Source organism: Burkholderia sp. CpTa8-5, from assembly GCF_017815045.1.
In the GTDB taxonomy this organism is placed as follows: Bacteria; Pseudomonadota; Gammaproteobacteria; order Burkholderiales; family Burkholderiaceae; genus Burkholderia; species Burkholderia sola.
Genome location: NZ_JAGIQD010000001.1, coordinates 184,212 through 201,651, shown reverse-complemented (window position 1 = coordinate 201,651; position 17,440 = coordinate 184,212). Strand labels below are relative to the sequence as shown.

17 protein-coding genes are annotated in these 17,440 nt (G+C 68.0%); 6 read left to right on the top strand and 11 right to left on the bottom strand.

The features are described 5' to 3' along the window. Positions 1-17: 17 nt before the first annotated feature. Genes J8I35_RS00955 through J8I35_RS00935 form a run of 5 tightly spaced genes read right to left on the bottom strand, consistent with a single transcriptional unit; the run spans position 18 to position 5,001 of the window. Positions 18-323, bottom strand: coding sequence for a hypothetical protein (locus J8I35_RS00955; protein WP_348522246.1), 306 nt, complete (start codon positions 321-323; stop codon positions 18-20). Positions 324-338: 15 nt separating this feature from the next. Next, positions 339-1,427: a galactofuranose ABC transporter, permease protein YjfF gene (gene yjfF, locus J8I35_RS00950; RefSeq protein WP_209924229.1), complete on the bottom strand. Its 1,089-nt coding sequence runs from the start codon at positions 1,425-1,427 to the stop codon at positions 339-341. Next, positions 1,424-2,467, bottom strand: a complete 1,044-nt coding sequence (locus tag J8I35_RS00945) for an ABC transporter permease (RefSeq protein ID WP_209924228.1) — start codon at positions 2,465-2,467, stop codon at positions 1,424-1,426. The genes yjfF and J8I35_RS00945 overlap by 4 nt, the downstream gene beginning before the upstream one ends. Beyond that, entirely contained in the window at positions 2,464-3,978 is a 1,515-nt protein-coding gene (locus J8I35_RS00940; RefSeq protein ID WP_209924227.1) for a sugar ABC transporter ATP-binding protein, read from the bottom strand. The genes J8I35_RS00945 and J8I35_RS00940 overlap by 4 nt, the downstream gene beginning before the upstream one ends. 60 nt (positions 3,979-4,038) lie before the next feature. Then, complete coding sequence (locus tag J8I35_RS00935; protein ID WP_006481192.1) at positions 4,039-5,001, bottom strand: ABC transporter substrate-binding protein; 963 nt, start codon at positions 4,999-5,001, stop codon at positions 4,039-4,041. Positions 5,002-5,374: 373 nt separating this feature from the next. Between J8I35_RS00935 and J8I35_RS00930 the strand changes: the two genes are divergently transcribed. Together J8I35_RS00930 and proP are read left to right on the top strand one after the other, a co-directional pair. Beyond that, positions 5,375-6,403 (top strand): DNA topoisomerase IB, encoded by a 1,029-nt coding sequence (locus J8I35_RS00930; protein WP_209924226.1) that lies wholly within the window; start codon positions 5,375-5,377, stop codon positions 6,401-6,403. 277 nt (positions 6,404-6,680) lie between these two features. Further along, on the top strand, positions 6,681-8,150 hold the full coding sequence (gene proP, locus J8I35_RS00925; protein WP_209924225.1) for a glycine betaine/L-proline transporter ProP: 1,470 nt from the start codon (positions 6,681-6,683) through the stop codon (positions 8,148-8,150). Between the two features lie 147 nt (positions 8,151-8,297). On the opposite strand, the gene J8I35_RS00920 is transcribed toward proP, so the two are convergent. After that, positions 8,298-8,531, bottom strand: coding sequence for a flagellar transcriptional regulator FlhD (locus J8I35_RS00920; RefSeq protein ID WP_050013549.1), 234 nt, complete (start codon positions 8,529-8,531; stop codon positions 8,298-8,300). A gap of 367 nt (positions 8,532-8,898) precedes the next feature. On the opposite strand from J8I35_RS00920, the gene galU reads away from it, so the two are divergent. The 4 genes from galU (at position 8,899) to J8I35_RS00900 (ending at position 13,112) form a co-directional block, all read left to right on the top strand. Beyond that, positions 8,899-9,783 carry a UTP--glucose-1-phosphate uridylyltransferase GalU gene (gene galU / locus J8I35_RS00915; protein ID WP_050013550.1) on the top strand — a complete coding sequence of 295 codons (885 nt, stop codon included), beginning with the start codon at positions 8,899-8,901 and terminating at the stop codon, positions 9,781-9,783. Positions 9,784-9,806: 23 nt separating this feature from the next. Then, a complete protein-coding gene (locus J8I35_RS00910; RefSeq protein WP_050013551.1) occupies positions 9,807-10,394 on the top strand; it encodes a phosphatase PAP2 family protein in 588 nt (195 codons plus the stop codon). A gap of 325 nt (positions 10,395-10,719) precedes the next feature. Then, positions 10,720-11,913 (top strand): hypothetical protein, encoded by a 1,194-nt coding sequence (locus tag J8I35_RS00905; RefSeq protein WP_089490090.1) that lies wholly within the window; start codon positions 10,720-10,722, stop codon positions 11,911-11,913. A 62-nt stretch (positions 11,914-11,975) separates the two neighbouring features. Then, complete coding sequence (locus tag J8I35_RS00900; RefSeq protein WP_209924482.1) at positions 11,976-13,112, top strand: sialidase family protein; 1,137 nt, start codon at positions 11,976-11,978, stop codon at positions 13,110-13,112. Between the two features lie 23 nt (positions 13,113-13,135). Here J8I35_RS00900 and J8I35_RS00895 read toward each other — a convergent pair whose 3' ends face one another. The 5 genes from J8I35_RS00895 to J8I35_RS00875 form a co-directional block, all read right to left on the bottom strand. Then, complete coding sequence (locus tag J8I35_RS00895) at positions 13,136-14,071, bottom strand: KpsF/GutQ family sugar-phosphate isomerase (RefSeq protein WP_124630067.1); 936 nt, start codon at positions 14,069-14,071, stop codon at positions 13,136-13,138. Then, the gene (gene kdsB, locus J8I35_RS00890) at positions 14,049-14,855 is read right to left on the bottom strand and encodes a 3-deoxy-manno-octulosonate cytidylyltransferase (protein WP_124630066.1); all 807 of its coding nucleotides are present in this window, start codon (positions 14,853-14,855) and stop codon (positions 14,049-14,051) included. Before kdsB ends, J8I35_RS00895 begins: the two co-directional genes overlap by 23 nt. Next, a complete protein-coding gene (locus tag J8I35_RS00885; protein WP_175976062.1) occupies positions 14,839-15,378 on the bottom strand; it encodes an HAD-IIIA family hydrolase in 540 nt (179 codons plus the stop codon). Before J8I35_RS00885 ends, kdsB begins: the two co-directional genes overlap by 17 nt. A gap of 8 nt (positions 15,379-15,386) precedes the next feature. Then, on the bottom strand, positions 15,387-16,232 hold the full coding sequence (gene kdsA, locus J8I35_RS00880) for a 3-deoxy-8-phosphooctulonate synthase (RefSeq protein ID WP_050013557.1): 846 nt from the start codon (positions 16,230-16,232) through the stop codon (positions 15,387-15,389). 101 nt (positions 16,233-16,333) lie between these two features. Further along, on the bottom strand, positions 16,334-17,416 hold the full coding sequence (locus tag J8I35_RS00875) for a glycosyltransferase (RefSeq protein ID WP_050013558.1): 1,083 nt from the start codon (positions 17,414-17,416) through the stop codon (positions 16,334-16,336). Positions 17,417-17,440 lie beyond the last annotated feature (24 nt).

The window sequence follows — 17,440 nt, the reverse complement described above, 5'->3', positions numbered from 1 at the left end:
GCATGCGGCCGCGCGCGTCACTCCACCGCGATTCCCGCGCGCCGCCGATCGGCCCGCTCGACCACGCGGGCCAGCCGAATGATGTCGGTCAAGCCGAATTCGCCGGCATCCGGACGCGGGCGGCCATGCTCGTCCGCCACGCGCATCGAGAACGCCAGCGCTTCCGAGCGCTCGCGCAGCAGCACCCGCAGCGCGTCGGCCACGATCCGGCAATCGCGCGCGTCGCCCAGGTCGAGCAGCGGCCGACGGCCATGCTCGACGGCCAGCGCATCGGCCATGCCCGTCGTCAGATCATCGCGCTTCATCGTGTTCTCCTCGCGCACGGGTAGTCGGTCGCACTACGATCGCCGCATCGTCGATACCAGCCCGATGTCCTCCTTGGGCGGCGCCGGCCGCGCGGGCGCGGCAGCCTGCGTCGGCCGCCGCGCGCCGAGCCCCGTGCCGCCGGTGCGGCGCCGCGTCGCGTGCCGCTCGATGACCCGCTGCAGCACGCAGAACACGCACAGCAGCGCGCCGATCACGATCCGCGTCCACCACGAACTCAGCGTGCCGTCGAACGTGATCAGCACCTGGATCGTGCCGAGGATGCCGACGCCGAACACCGAGCCGATCACGTAGCCCACGCCGCCCGTCAGCAGCGTGCCGCCGATCACGGTCGCGGCGATCGCGTCGAGCTCCATCCCCTGCGCCTGCAGCCCGTAGCCCGACAGCACGTAGAGCGTGAACACCACGCCGCCGAGCGCCGAACAGAAGCCGCTCAGCGCATAGACGCAGACCTTCGTGCGCGCGACCGGCAAGCCCATCAGCAGCGCCGAGCGTTCGTTGCCGCCGACCGCATACACGTTGCGGCCGAAGCGCGTGAAATGCGCGACGTAGATCGCGACGGCGAGCGTCGCGAGCGCGATCAGCGCACCGGCGCTCAGCATGCCGCTGCCGAGCGGCACGCTGATGCCCGCGATCGCATGGAACGCCGGCGCATTGATCGTGATCGACTGCGTCGTGATCAGGAAGCACGCGCCGCGCGCGAGAAACATCCCGGCGAGCGTGACGATGAACGGCTGCAGCTTGAAGTAGTGGATCAGCGCGCCCATCGCCGCGCCGTACAGCGCGCCGAACGCGAGCACCAGCGGCACGATCACCCACACGGGCCAGTGCAGCCGTTCGGCGCCGACCGCGCAGAAGATCGTTGTCAGCGCAACGACCGAGCCGACCGACAGGTCGATGCCGCCCGACACGATCACGAACGTCATCCCGATCGCGACGATCAGCAGGAACGCGTTGTCGACGAGCAGCCCTGTGAGCACCTGCATCGAGAAAAAGCCCGTGTACATCACGGACCCGAAGCCGAACAGCGCGGCGAACAGCACGATCGTCACGACGATCGGCAGCGTGCGCGGATCGGCGAGGCGGCCAAGAAAACGGGTCATCGCGGCGTCGCTCCGGTGGTGGTGGCGCGCGATCGCGCGGAAGGCAGCAGCCGCGACGCGCGCCGCACCAGCAGCGCACGCGCCGCGTCCGACTGGATCAGCGTCACGACGATCACGACGACCGCCTTGACGACGAGCGTCGCCTCCGGCGGCACGCCGATCGAATAGGTCGTGTAGGTGAGCGTCTGGATGATCAGCGCGCCGAGCACCGAGCCCGCGAGGCTGAAGCGGCCGCCGAGCAGCGACGTGCCACCGAGCGTGACCGCGAGGATCGCGTCGAGTTCGAGCAGCAGCCCCGCGTTGTTGCCGTCGGCGCTGCGCACGTTCGAGCTCGCGAGGATGCCCGCGAGCGCCGACATCACGCCCGAGCACAGATATACGCCAAACACGATCGCGCCCGAGCGCAGCCCGACGAGCCGCGTCGCGACCGGATTCACGCCGATCGCGCGAATGAACAGCCCGAGCGCCGTGCGGTTCACCAGCAGCGCGATCGCGCCGATCGTCGCCAGCGCGATCCACACCGCGCACGGCACGGTCGCGAGATAGCCGCCGCCGAGTGCGAGGTAGCCGGGCGCCCCGATCGGGATGATCTGGCCGCCCGTCAGCAGTTGCGCGATGCCGCGCCCGGCCACCATCAGGATCAGCGTCGCGATGATCGGCTGCATCCCGACGAAGGCGACGAGCAGCCCGTTCCACGCGCCGGCCAGCAGCCCGACGCCGAGCGCGGCGACCAGCGCCGTGCCGACTTGCGACGGGTCCGCCTCCAGCACGGTCGCGGCCGCCGCGCCGGCGATCGCGACGATCGCGCCGACCGAGATGTCGATCCCGCGCGTCGCGATCACGAGCGTCATGCCGAGCGACACGATCACGAGCGGCGCCGCGCGATTCAGGATGTCGATCGGCGCGCCGAACAGATGGCCGTCGAGCAGCGCGATCGACAGGAAACCGGGACGATGCGCGACGTCCAGCGCGAACAGCAGCACGAGCGTCAGCACCGGCCACGCGAGCGAATGACGAAACAGCGTGCGTAGCCACGTCATGACTGGCCTCCTGCGATCAACCGGTAAACCTGTTCCTCGGACGCATCGGCGCCGCTCAGCTCCGCGACCTTGCGCCGGTCGCGCAGCACCGCGATCCGGTGGCTCACGCGCACGACCTCGCCGATCTCCGACGAGATGAACAGGATCGCAAGCCCCTGCGCGCACAGCGCGAGCACGCGCTCCATGATGTCGAACTTCGCGGCGACGTCGATGCCGCGCGTCGGCTCGTCGAGAATCAGCAGCTTCGGGTCCGTCGCGAGCCAGCGCGCGAGCAGCACCTTCTGCTGGTTGCCGCCCGACAGCAGCCCGATCGGCTGTTCCGCGTCGCGCGCCTTGATGCCGAGCCGCGCGATATACGTGTCGGCAATCTCGCGCTGGCGCGCCCGACCGATCAGCCGCCACCAGCCGCGCCGCGCCTGCAGCGCGAGCACGATGTTCTCGCGGATCGACAGTGCGGCGACGATACCCTCCTTCTTGCGATCCTCCGGGCAGTACGCGATCCCGTTGCGCACCGCGTCGTGCGGCGACGCGAGCCGCTTGCGCGCGCCGTCGATCTCGATCGCGCCGGTATCGGGGCGCGCGGCGGCGAACGCCAGTTGCGCGGTCTCGGTGCGGCCCGAGCCGAGCAGTCCGGCCAGCCCGACGATCTCGCCGGGGCGCACGTCGAGATCGAGCGCGCTCATCATCCCGCGCCGGCCGACCTGCTGCATCGACAGGAACGGCGCATCGGCCGCGGCGGTACGCTCGACCGCGGCGGCGCCGGCCTGCAACGTGTCGGACATGCGCTCGCGGCCGGTCATCTTCGCGACCAGCACGTCGACCGGCAGGTCGCGCGCGAGGTACTCGCCTTCGCGCTCGCCGTTGCGCATTACGGTGATCCGGTCGGACACCGCATAGGTCTGCTCGAGAAAATGCGTGACGAACAGGATCGCGATACCCGACGCCTTCAGCCGGCACAGCACGTCGAACAGCCGCGCGACCTCGCCGTCGTCGAGGCTCGACGTCGGTTCGTCGAGAATCAGCACGCGCGCGTCGACCGACACCGCCCGCGCGATCGCGACCATCTGCTGCACCGCGATCGGATACGAATCGAGCGAACGCGTGACGTCGAGCGCGAGATCGAGTTCGGCGAGCGCGTCGCGCGCCCGTGCGTGGATCGTCTTCCAGTCGATCGCGCCGCGCCGCATCGGCTGCCGGCCCGCGAAGATGTTCTCCGCGACCGACAGGTTCGCGCAGAGGTTCACTTCCTGATACAGCGTCTGGATCCCGGCCGCCTCCGCCTCGCGCGGCGCGGCGAAATTCACCGGCGCGCCGCCGACGCGAATCTCGCCCGCATCGTGCGCATGCACGCCGGTGAGCACGTTGATCAGCGTCGACTTGCCCGCGCCGTTCTGGCCCATCAGCGCGTGGATCTCGCCCGGAAACAACCGGAAGTCCACGCGCTGCAGCGCGCTGACGCCCGGAAACGACTTGTCGATGCCGATCATCTCGACCACCGGCGGACTCTGCATGCATCCTCCCTCGAAGCGTCGCCGGACGGCGGCCGCGACGCCGCCGTCCGAGCGGACAGGTCAGTACTTGCGGGTCGGCAGCACCTGCGCCGCGACGTTCATCGGGAACACCGTCTCGTTGGTCACGATGCGCTTGGGCAACTGCTTGCCGGCGACCACGTCCTTCACCGCGGTCATCAGTTGCGGGCCGAGCAGCGGGCTGCATTCGACGTCGACGTTGATCTTGCCCGCGACCATCGCCTGAAAGCCGCCCTTGGTCGCGTCGAACGACACGACGCTGACGTCCTTGCCGGGCTTGATGCCGGCCTCTTCCATCGCCTGGATCGCGCCGAGCGCCATGTCGTCGTTGTGCGCGTAGACGACGTTGATCTGCTTGCCGTAGGTCTTCGCGAACGCTTCCATCACCTGCTTGCCGCCGGCGAGCGTGAAGTCGCCGCTCTGCGATGCGATGACCTTGAATTTCGGATTGTTCTTGATCACTTCGAGCAGGCCCGCGCGGCGGTCGTTGGCCGGCGCGGAGCCGACCGTGCCCTGCAGCTCGACGATATTGATGGGGCCCGCATCGTTCTTGTAGCGCTCTTCGAGCCAGTGGCCGGCGCGCCGCCCTTCCTCGAGGAAGTCGGAGCCGATCATCGTCACGTACAGCGACGGGTCCTTCACGTCGACGCCGCGGTCGGTCAGGATCACCGGGATATGCGCGGCCTTCGCTTCGGTCAGCACCGGCTCCCAGCCCGATTCGACGACCGGCGAGAACGCGATCACGTCGACCTTCTGCGCGATGAACGAGCGGATCGCGCGAATCTGGTTCTCCTGTTTCTGCTGTGCGTCGGAAAACTTCAGGTTGATGCCGGCGTCCTTCGCCGCGCCCTTCACCGATACGGTGTTCGCGGTGCGCCACGCGCTTTCCGCGCCGACCTGCGAGAACCCGAGCGTGATCGGCTTTTGCTGCGCGTGCGCGCCGCCTGCCAGCACCGTCGCCGCGGCGACGATCGCGCCGGCCGCGAGCTTCCTGATGAATGTCATGGTCCGTCTCCGATGATGTCGTTGTGTGCCGCGGCGCTGTTGTGTTTCTGCGTGGCGCTGGCGCGGATCGGGCTGCCCCGGCCGGCGTGTCGTGCCGGCGCGGTATACAGACCCCGCATCAGTTTAGGAACAAGTCCGATAACCTTCCAATGAAATATTGGATTGGGGCGATGTCGGAATCGGCATGCGTATAAACACCTAACCACGCGAGCGAGGCCGGGCGCGGCGGCGCACGGTTCTTGCTCCGTCGCAATGGCTGTTCGCACCCCATGCCAGGCGAGCGCCCTTCACGCGAACCCAAGGAGACAAGCATGATCGCTGCCCGTGAGCGCGGGTCGCCGCGCACCGCCGCCGCCGGCCGGCGCGTCGCGACATGAAGCGGCCCGCTTCGAGCGCCGTCGCGGCGCTGCGCCATGTCGACGACCGCCAGCCCGGCTACACGCGCCGCCGGCTGCGCAACGGCTTCGCGTACTACGGGCCGGACGGCATGCGGATTCGCGATGCCGCGGAAATCGCCCGCATCGACGCGCTCGCGATCCCGCCCGCGTACACCGACGTGTGGATCTGCGCCGACCCGCTCGGCCACTTGCAGGCGACGGGCCGCGACGCGCGCGGCCGCAAGCAGTACCGCTATCACCCGCAATGGCGGGAAACCCGCGATGCGAACAAGTACGCGCGGATGGCCGCGTTCGCGCGGGCGCTGCCGCGCATCCGCGCCCGCGTCACGCGCGATCTGGCGCTGCCGGGCATGCCGCGCGACAAGGTCGTCGCGACGATCGTCCGCTTGCTCGATACGACGCTCGCGCGGATCGGCAACGCGGAATATGCGCGCGAAAACGGCTCGTACGGGCTGACGACGCTGCGCAAGCGCCATTTGAAGATCCAGCCCGGCCAGGTGCGGCTGCGCTTCGCCGGCAAGAGCGGGATCGAGCACGACGTGACGGTCGACGACGCGCGGGTCGCGCGGATCGTGCGGCGCTGCGCGGAGCTGCCCGGGCACGAGCTGTTCCAGTATGTGGACGACGACGGCGTACGCCATCCGGTCGGGTCGTCCGACGTGAACGACTACCTGCGCGAGGCCGGCGGCACCGATTTCACCGCGAAGGATTACCGGACCTGGGCCGGCAGCGTGCATGCGCTCGGATTGCTGCGGCGCATCGAGCATCGCGGCGTCACGCATGCGCGCAAGCAGATCGTCGAGACCGTGCGCGCGGTGGCCGACCTGCTGCGCAACACGCCGGCCGTGTGCCGGCGCTGCTACATCCATCCGGCTGTACTCGACGCGTTCGAGGCGGGCACGCTCGCCGCGCTCGCGGTCCGGCGTACGCCGCGCGGCCTGCGCGCGGACGAAGCGGCGTTCGTCGCGTTGCTGGTCTGCGCGAGCCGGCGCCCGGCGAGATGACCGTCCACGCCGCGCCTGCGCCCACCGGGGCGCGATCGGCATCGCTTCTTCCCCGCGTGTCGTTTACCACCGGGTTCCGGGCGCATGACCGATAGCCGCTCGCGCCCGTTTCTCTAAACTGGTTCGCACAACACACCTGCCCGGTGTCGTCCGCCGCGCGCGTCACGCCACCGGCATCGAGGCATCCCCGAGACATCCGCCGTCGCTGTCCGTCGGCCCGCACGCCCCCGCTGCATTCCCGCAGGCCGCGCCGCCAAGGCCATTCCAGGAGAGATCATTGAGTTCATCGCAAGCGCGCCCCGCGAAAACCCGGTCTTCGCGCCAGTCCATCAAGCTGGATGACATCACGATCGTCGACCCGGCCGTCCTCAAGCGCGCGGTCGGCGCGATGGCGTTCGGCAATGCGATGGAATGGTTCGACTTCGGCGTCTACAGCTATATCGCCGTCACGCTCGGCAAGGTGTTCTTCCCGTCGAGCAGCCCGTCCGCGCAGTTGCTCGCGACCTTCGGCACGTTCGCGGCCGCGTTCCTCGTGCGTCCGCTCGGCGGCATGGTGTTTGGGCCGCTCGGCGACCGCATCGGCCGCCAGCGCGTGCTCGCCGCGACGATGATCATGATGGCCGTCGGCACCTTCGCGATCGGCCTGATCCCGAGCTACGCGTCGATCGGCATCCTGGCCCCGATCCTGCTGCTCGTCGCGCGCCTCGTGCAGGGCTTCTCGACCGGCGGCGAATACGGCGGCGCGGCGACCTTCATCGCCGAGTTCTCGACCGACAAGCGTCGCGGCTTCATGGGCAGCTTCCTCGAGTTCGGCACGCTGATCGGCTATACGCTCGGCGCGGCCACGGTCGCGCTGCTGACGGCCACGCTGTCGCAGGAAGCGCTGCTGTCATGGGGCTGGCGCGTGCCGTTCTTCATCGCCGGCCCGCTCGGCCTCGTGGGCCTCTACGTGCGGCTCAAGCTCGAGGAAACGCCGGCCTTCCAGAAGGAGGCCGAAGCACGCGAAGCGGACGAGCGCGCGCGGCCGAAGCAGCGCTTCGCGACGCTGCTCGTCGAACAGTGGAAGCCGCTGCTGCAATGCGTCGGCCTCGTGCTGATCTTCAACGTGACCGACTACATGGCGCTGTCGTACCTGCCGAGCTACCTGTCGGCGACGCTGCACGTGCGCGAATCGCACGGCCTCTTCATGGTGCTGCTCGTGATGGTGCTGATGATGCCGATGACGCTGTACGCCGGGCACCTGTCCGACAAGATCGGCCGCAAGCCGGTGATGATGGCCGGCTGCGTGGGCCTGCTCGCGCTGTCGGTGCCGGCGCTGATGCTGATCCGCACCGGCGGCATGCTGCCGATCTTCGGCGGGATGCTGATCTACGGGATCCTGCTGTCGACGTTCACGGGCGTGATGCCGTCGGCGCTGCCTGCCCTTTTCCCGACGCGGATCCGCTACGGCGCGCTCGCGATCGGTTTCAACGTGTCGGTGTCGCTGTTCGGCGGCACGACGCCGCTCGTCACCGCGTGGCTGGTCGATCGCACCGGCGACCTGATGATGCCCGCGTACTACCTGATGGGCGCGTCGTTCATCGGCATCGTGTCGGTGCTCGCGCTGCGCGAAACCGCGCGCCAGCCGCTGCTGGGCTCCGGGCCGTGCGTCGCGAGCCGCGCGGAAGCGTTGAGCCTCGTGCACGGCGGCGCCGACGAAGCGCGGGTGCGCGACCGCAAGTTCACGGCGATCAGCGAGCGCGCGTAACGCGGGCCTCTGCGGGCCGATGCGACGCCGCGCGGCTTGCGCGGGCGTCGCCGTTCGCGCGATCGTTCGAATGGGCAACGGGCTTGCCACGACGCCTCCGCTTCGCGGACTGGGTCGGACGCCCATGCGCGAAAACCGGACGATGGATCACGCGCGCCCCGGCGCGTTTTCGGCGCGAAATTCGCAGACAAGTTCGCCGCCGACCGCGAGTTCGTCGATCTGATCGGCCGTCAGCGCGACGATCGTTGCGGCACTTTCATCCGAGATGCCCAATTGCCGCTTGCCCTGCTCGTAGTGGACACGCAGTATGCGTTGGGCCAGCACGAGATACGCGCGATTGAATTCCGCGATTGCATCGAAGATATCGCCCTGTTCGGTCATGACCGCTCCTGAGCCGACGGCGGGTCTTGCGGGGCCGCGCGCGGCCCCGCGACCGGCCGTGCAGTAATGAATCCCTGAATCTATGTCAGGCGACGCGCATCATGCGGACAATTCCCAGGTCTGATCCGACATACGCGAAATCGCCGCTTGCAAAGCGATGATTCGCGATTCGCCATGCGTCGCTGTCGGATTCGGCCTAGATTCGGTCACCCCCGGAAAGCGGAACACCCCTACGATTTTCGGACGGCGCGCGGGGCCGGTTGCGCGAGCGCGCACGGTACCGTGCCAACGACGATGGCATTCGCGCATCGTCGCCCTCTATCGGCATCGTCGATGCCTGAACCCGAACGAGTGGAATCCGAAAACCATGTTGAAAGTGACGAAAGCCGTCTTTCCGGTCGCCGGTCTCGGCACGCGATTTCTACCGGCGACCAAGGCCAGCCCGAAGGAAATGCTGCCGGTCGTGGACAAGCCGCTGATTCAATATGCGGTCGAGGAAGCGATCGACGCCGGCATCACCGAAATGATTTTCGTGACCGGCCGCAGCAAGCGCGCGATCGAAGACCACTTCGACAAATCCTACGAGATCGAAGCCGAGCTCGAGGCGCGCGGCAAGGAAAAGCTGCTGTCGCTGGTTCGCAGCATCAAGCCGAACCACGTGGACTGCTTCTACGTTCGCCAGGCCGAAGCACTGGGGCTCGGCCATGCCGTGCTGTGCGCGGAGAAGCTGGTCGGCGACCAGCCGTTCGCCGTGATCCTCGCGGACGACCTGCTCGACGGTCCGACGCCCGTGTTGCGCCAGATGATCGACGTGTTCGATCACTATCACGCGTCGGTGATCGGCGTGGAGGAAATCGCGCCCGAGGCATCGACGTCGTATGGCGTGATCGACGGCAAGCGCTGGGAGGACAACCTGTTCAAGGTGTCCGGCATCGTCGAGAAGCCGGCGCCGGCGAACGCGCCGTCGAATTTCGGCGTGGTGGGGCGTTACGTGTTGAAGCCGAAGGTGTTCGAGCATCTGCGCGCGCTGCGGCCGGGGGCCGGCGGCGAACTGCAACTGACGGACGCGATCCAGTCGCTGCTGACGGACGAACAGGTGCTCGCCCATCGCTACGACGGCACGCGTTTCGATTGCGGCAGCAAGCTCGGGTATCTGAAGGCGACGGTCGAGTTCGCGCTGCGGCACCCGGAGGTGGCCGCGGACTTCGAAAGCTATCTGGCCGCGCGCATGTCGACGCTGCTGGCCGCCTGACCGGCCACACGACGCACCCGGTCATGTGGACGGCCATCAGCGATCTCGGCGACGCGGCGATGACGTTGCCGCTTGCGCTCGTGTGCATCGGCTGGTTGACGTGCTCGGCGACCGGGCGACGTTACGCGGCGTCGTGGGCGCTAATGCTCGCGGCCGGCATGGCGCTGGTCGGCGCCACGAAGATGCTGTACGCCGGCTGCGGGGTCCAGATCCGCGCGATCGATTTCCGCGTGATCAGCGGACATACGATGCTCGCATCGGCGGTCTGGCCGATGACATGCGTGCTGGCACTGAGCAGCGGAACGTCATGGCGGGCGAACACGTCGCTGTCGCTCGGGCTCGCGCTCGGCGCGCTGATCGGCGTGGCGCGCGTGTTCGACGACGCGCACACGCCGGCGGAAGTCGTCGCCGGCTGGCTCGTCGGCTCGGCCGTCGCGCTGGCGTTCGTGCGGCGGCATGGCGCACCGCGTGTCGATGCGCGGTATCGCGCGCTCGTCGCCGGGTCGCTATTGGCCGTGTCGGCCGTCGCCTATGGTCGACACGCGCCGATTCAGGCGGCGATCGACAACTATTCGCCGTTTTTGTGCGGGCGGTTCGCGCTGCGGCCCTGACGGGCGCGGGTCGGACGACGCGGCGTGCGATGGCCGGCGCTGCCCCTCGCCGGCGCCGGCGCGCGCAGACCGCTTCGTCGACCCCGCCGGAAAAAGACGGAATGCCGCCCGGATCGGACAACGCCGTTCGCCCGCCCGTCCGACCGCCTATGCTTGATCGCCGGAATCGAGTCGTCCCGAACGACGACCCCGTATTCCTCGTGCGAACCGGCGAGCAAGCGAGCCCTGCCCGACAGGCACCTTGCCCGCGTCGCGACGCATCTCGCCGTACGGCGCCGGAACGGCCGGCGCGTGGCGAATCCGGAGTCTCCGATCGGGCGCACGCATGTCGACCTTGCTCTTTTCAGCCAGCGTACTGTTCTTCTCCCTCAACGCATTCAGCGTACGGGCAACCTTCGCCGCCTATTTCCTGCTCTGCGCGCTCGCCTTTCTTCGCGCGCCGACGCTGATGAACCGGCAGCGTCACCTGTTTCCGGTCTGCGCATACTGGCTGATCAGCATCAGCATCGCGTTCGTTCTGTCCGCGTTTGGCGACTTCTACGTGAACTTCTACGTCAAGTTCATGCTGATCCAGACGTATATCGCGCTGTGCTACTGGATGTTTGCCGGCGGCGTGCTCACGCGGGATACGCTCGACACCGCATGCCGGATGCTCATCTACGTCCACGCCGCGTTCTTCACGTTTCAGCTCGTCTATTACCTCGGCACCGGTACCTTCATCGATTTCGACAGCTACGTGCGCGAAGCCGACTCCGAAGCGCTCTACGCCACCAAGGCGCTGACCGACAGCCTGATTTCGATTCGTGCGCTCGGCCTGTATTCCGAGCCGTCGTTTTACGCGATGACGGTCGTGCCGAGCGCGGTGGTCCTGCTGCTGTCGCAGCGGCGCATGACGCTCGCGCCCGCGGTCGGGTTCGCGACGGCGCTGCTCAGCTTCTCGGTCGCGTCGATGGCCGTGTGCGCCGCGTTGTGCGGGCTGCACGTACTCATCGGGCGCGGTCGGCTGCGGACCCGGATCGCCGTCGTCGTCGTCGCGCTCGCCTGCGTGCCCTGGCTTTACAGCGTGTACGACCAGCGGGTGAACCAGTCCGTCGACTACGATGCGGTCGGCAGCCGTACGCTCGTGCTGACCGAGCTGACCGAGCGCGACGTCGTCGCGGGCGCGTTCGGCGACGGCCTCTTCTGGGACGAGCGCAACAACGTCGGCAAGACGCACCTGCGCGGCTATCAGGTGCGCGACAGCTCGTTCTACATCTACCTCGTATTCGCCGCGGGCGTCGCCGGTTTCATCGTGTTCTTCGGTACGCTGGTCATGCTGTTTCGCCGCAAGGGTCGACGCAAGTATCTGCTCTATCTGCTGCCGATCCTGCTGTTCAAATATCACGTGCTGTATGGCATGCTCTGGCTCACCATTCTGCTGTTCGTCGTGCTGGCCGACCAGGATGCGCCGCGGCGGCGCGCGGTCGTCCGCCCGCTTCCCAACCTGTCCGGCGACGAGCCCGTCGCGCATCCGACATGACATCACTCCGACATGCGTCGACGTTTCGCACGTTGAAACGATTGCTTATCGCGGCGCTGTGCATGACCTGCGCGATGACGGCAGCGAACGCCGACTCCGTACCCCCGCCGCCCGGCGAAGTCATCGCGCACAGTCCGGCCGCCACGCGCGTGTATCTCGGCTCCCCGTCGCTCGCCCTGCTGCCGAACGGCGACTATGTCGCGAGCTTCGACACGTTCGGCGCCGCAGCGGCACAGAACCGCGTGTCCGTGTTCGCGTCGCACGACAAGGGCGCGACCTGGTCGCGGCTCGCGGACGTGCCGGACCAGTACTGGTCGTCGCTGTTCGTGCTGAACGGCGCGCTGTATCTGATGGGCACCAACCGCTCGATGGGCACACCGTCGATTCGCCGCTCCGACGACGGCGGTGCGTCGTGGACCACGCCGGTCGATGCGTCCACCGGTCTGCTGCCGTATTCCGGGCGGTTCATCACCGGGCCGGTTCCGGTGCTCGTCGATCGCGGGCGCGTCTGGCGCGCGTATGAAAGCGTCGACGGCGGCGACCTGCGCGCGACGGTGCTGTCCGCCCCCGTCGACCGCGATCTGCTCGACGCGCGCAACTGGCGCATGTCCGCGCATCTGCCGTCGGACAAACGCTGGCTCGACGGCACATTCCAGTCGTGGGAAGAAGGCAATGTCGTCGGCAGGCAAGGCGCCGCGCCCGTCGTCATGCTGCGCGTGAATACGGAGAACGGCCCGGAGAAAGCCGCATTGGTGACGACGAGCGACGACGGCCGAACGCTGTCGTTCGACCCGACGCGCGATTTCGTCGACCTGCCCGGCGCGGGCAAGAAGTTCACGATCCGCTTCGATCCCCAGTCGAAGCAATACTGGACGATCACGAATGCAGTGCCGAAGAGCGTCGGGCCGATGAACCTCGAGCGCGTGCGCAACACGCTGGTGCTGCTGTCGTCGCCCGATCTGCGGCGGTGGACCGCGCGGCGCATCCTGCTGCAACACGCGGACAAGAAGCGGCACGGCTTCCAGTACGTCGACTGGCAATTCGACGGCAGCGATCTCGTTGCCGTGCTCCGCGTCGCGTTCGACGACCCGGAAGGCGGCGCGGCCAGCCAGCACGACTCGAATTTCATCACGTTCCTGCGCGTACGGCGGTTCCGCGACAACGCCGCATCCACTGCGCTGACACAAGAGTTGCAGTAGCCCCGGCCGAGGCCGCGGCCCGTCTATTTCTTGAACACGCCGACGACGTCGCTGCCGTCGACCACCAGCAACGCGCCGATGCGCTGCGTCTGCATCAGCAGCAGCGCATCCTCGACCCGCGTACCCGGCCGTACCGTACAGGGCTCGATCGACATCATGTCGGCTGCCGTGCGCCGCAATACGCCGTCGCCATACCGCTCGATCGCGCGGCGGATGTCGCCGTCGGTCACGATGCCCCAACCCGTGTCGCGCTTCACGATCGCGAGCCCGAGACGCCCGCGCGTCATCGCGTCCAGCACGTCGAGCGTCGACATGTCTTCCGTCACGATCGGCAGGTCCCGGCGCGCCATTTCGTCGTCGACCGTGGACAGCAGCCGGCGGCCGAGCGAGCCGCCCGGGTGGAAGCGTGCGAAGTGCTCCGGCTGGAAGCCGCGCGCCCGCATCAGCGTGACCGCCAGCGCATCGCCCATCGCGAGCGTGGCCGTCGTCGACGCGGTCGGCGCGAGTTGCAGCGGGCACGCCTCGCGTTCGACGCCGACGTCGAGATGGACCCGCGCGGCGCGTGCGAGGGTCGACGCAGGATCGCCGGTCAGCGCGATCAGGTCGTTGCCGTTGCTGCGCAAGAACGGGATCAGCTTGATCACCTCGTCCGTTTCCCCGGAATTCGAAATCGCGAGAAACGTGTCGTCCGGCGTCACCATCCCCAGATCGCCGTGATAAGCCTCGCCCGGATGCATGAAGAAGCCGGGCGTGCCGGTGCTCGACAGCGTCGCGGCGATCTTCCTGCCGACGATCCCGGACTTGCCCATCCCGCACACGACGACCCGCCCGCGCGAGCCGAGCATGATCTCGATCGCACCGTCGAAGTTCGCGTCGAGCCGCGCGGCCACGCTGGCCAACGCCCGCGATTCGATCTCGAAGACCTGCCGGGCGGATTCAATATGGTTCTGTCGCATCATCAGTTTGCCGTTTGAGAAGGGAGACGACGCGCGCGACGTCGTCGGGCGTATCGATGCCGGCCGGCGGCGCATCGGGCCATTGCATCACGTCGATCGGCATGCCGAGCCAGAGCGCCCGCAACTGCTCGAGCCGCTCCAATCGTTCGAGCTCGCACGGCGCCGCGGCCGCCAGCGACTGCAACGCCGTATTCGCGTAGCCGTAGAGGCCGATGTGCCGCAGAAAACCGCCGCCGTTCGGACCGCTCGTTTGCGCGGGCCGGCCGTCGCGGCAGAATGGAATCGCCGCGCGCGAGAAATACAGCGCACGGCCGCGGCCGTCGACGACGAGCTTGACGATGCCCGGCTCGTCGAGCAACGCGGTGTCGCCGACCGGGCAGGCCACCGTCGCGACACCGAGGTCCGGCGCCGCGCTGCAGAAGCCGGCGAATGCCCGCAGCAGCGCCGTGGGCACGAGCGGTTCGTCGCCCTGTACGTTGAGCACGGCATCGGTGTCGCGCCAGCCGAATGCACGCGCGACTTCCGCCGCGCGATCGGTGCCGGACTCATGCCCGGCGTCGGTCATCGCGAAACGGATGCCGCGCGCGGCGAGCACGTCGGCGATACGCGGATCGTCGATCGCGACGACGATGTCGGTATCGGGCAGCGCACGGCTCACGCGCGCGTGCACGCGGACGATCATCGGTTCGCCGTCCAGATCGACGAGCGGCTTTCCCGGCAGTCGCGTCGAGCCGTATCGTGCCGGAATCACGACGTGCACCGGCCGCCCGTTATTGAATGACGTCATGGCTGCTCCATGCTTCGAACAACGGCCGGTACGCGTCGTCGAGCGACAGCCCGGCGCCGGTCAGCAGATGCTCGGCCACCTCGCGCGCCACGCCGCGGCCTCCGACCGTGCGTACGACATGATCGACGCGTGCGCGGACGAGCGGATGCGCGTCGGCCGGCGCATACGACACGCCGACGCGTTCGATGACCGCGAGATCGTTCACGTCGTCGCCGACGTACGCGATTTCGGGGTCGCCCATCCGTTGCCGCGCCTTGATGTCCGCATAACCGGCGGCCTTGTCGTCGCAGCCGGTCACCAGCACGTCGACGCCGAGCTGGGCCGCCCGCCACGCCAGCGCGCCGCTATGCTTGCCCGACAGGATGCCGACGCGGATCCCGTGCGCGCGCAGCAGTGCGACCGCGACGCCGTCGTGCGCATGAAAGCTCTTCATGAACTCGCCGTCGGCCGTCACGTGGAGCAGGCCGTCCGTCAGCACGCCGTCGACGTCGAACAGCACCAGGCGCACGGGCCCGCGATACATCGCGCCGCTCACCGGATATCGAGCGGCGCGAGCCGCTTGACCAGATCGTCCACCGCCTTCGTCTGCTGCAGGAACGCGTCGAGCAACGCGAGCGGCAGCGCACTCGGGCCGTCGCAACGCGCGTGGTCGGGATCCGGATGCGCTTCGAGGAACAGCCCGGCCAGCCCGACCGCCATCCCGGCGCGCGCGAGATCGAGTACCTGACGCCGCCGGCCGCCCGACGCGGCGCCGTGCGGATCGCGCATCTGCAGGCTGTGCGTGACGTCGAAGATCACCGGGCAGTCGCCCGTCGCATCGCGCATCTGGCGAAAACCGAGCATGTCGACGACGAGATTGTCGTAGCCGAATGAGGAACCGCGCTCGCACAGGATCACGCGATCGTTGCCGGCCTCGCGGCATTTCGATACGACGTGCTCGATCTGCGTCGGGCTCATGAACTGCGGCTTCTTGATATTGACCACGTTGCCGGTCTGCGCGATCGCGACCACGAGATCGGTCTGGCGCGCGAGGAATGCCGGTATCTGCAGGACGTCGACGACCTGCGAGACCGGCCCGACCTGCCACACCTCATGCACGTCCGTGATCACGGGCACGCCGAACCGGTGCCTGACTTCGTCCAGGATCCGCAGTCCCACGTCGAACCCCACGCCGCGATACGAGTGGATCGACGAACGGTTGGCCTTGTCGAAGGACGCCTTGAACACCAGCGGAATGCCGAGGCGGCGCGTGACCTCGACGAACGTGCCGCAGACGTCGAGCGTGAGCCCGAGGCTTTCGAGCACGTTGAGGCCGCCGAAGAGGACGAACGGCAGGTCGTTGCCGACCGTGACGTCCGGCGTGATGGTTACATTCATATGGATCTCCACGAAATGAGGACGATGGTGTTCGCGTCGTGCTGCGGCCGCGACCGCCGCTGCGCGAAACGCGGAGGTCGACCCGCCGCTGCTTGACGACGTCAGCGCTCCCCGCTCGTCGCATAGAGCGGCGCAAGCTCGCCGAACAGGCGTTCCTCGCCGAAACGCTGCCGCGCCTCGCGGTTCGCCCGCCGGCCCAGTTCTGACCGCAATGCAACGTCGCCAGCGAGGCGCTGCAGCCACGCGGCCGCGTCGGCTGCCGTCGCATAGATCACGCCGGTCTGCAAATGACGGACGACATCGACGTTGCCCGCACAGTCGGACACGACGACGGGTCGGCCGGCCAGCATCGCCTCGATCACCGACACCGGCATCCCTTCCCACGACGAGGTCGACAGGTACACGTCCGCGCATCCGAGCCGACGCTCGACCTCGTCGCGCGACAGCCATCCGGTCACTTCGACGCCGGCCTTCGCCAGTTCCGCCTTCGCACCATCGTCGCCGTCGCCGATCCAGACGAAACGCGTACCGCGCGCGCGCATGCCGTACGCGATCTGCGCGAACAGGCCCGGATTCTTTTGCGCGCGGATGCCGCCGACCGTCACCACATAGGCGGGACCGTCCGCGGGCCGCGCGGCGTCGCCCGAATGCGCGGTCGACGCAGCCTCGACCACCGCATTCTCGACCACCACCACCGGCTGACGAAGCCAGGTGCGAATCGCCCGACCTTCACTCTCCGAGCACGCGACGTAAAGGCACTTCCGCACGCACGCGATTCTCTCCAGGCCGACGAACGCCAGGCGCTTCACGCGCGAGATGTCGCGACGCATGAAAGAAATGCAGTGCGGACTGTAGAAGAACGCCGCCTTCGGCAACGCAAACAGCGTCGACAGCCGCCCTAAAAAACCGGCAAACGACGAATGCATGTGCACGACGTCGGGGCCGATCCCGTTGAGTGTCGCGCGCAGGCGCATCACGGTCTGCAACAGGCCCGCGCCTTTCATCTGGAGGTGGCGCAACGACACCCTCGCGTCGAACATCGCGGCCAGACCCGGCGGCGTATCGGGCCGCACCGAATAGACGACGTGCACGTCGTGCCCTTCGCGAGCGAAGCGATTGGCAATCAGGCACACCATCGACAACGTGCCCGTCGCGCTGGATTCGACTATGTGGACGATTTTCATCGGGTCCGTTCCATGAAAAATGAG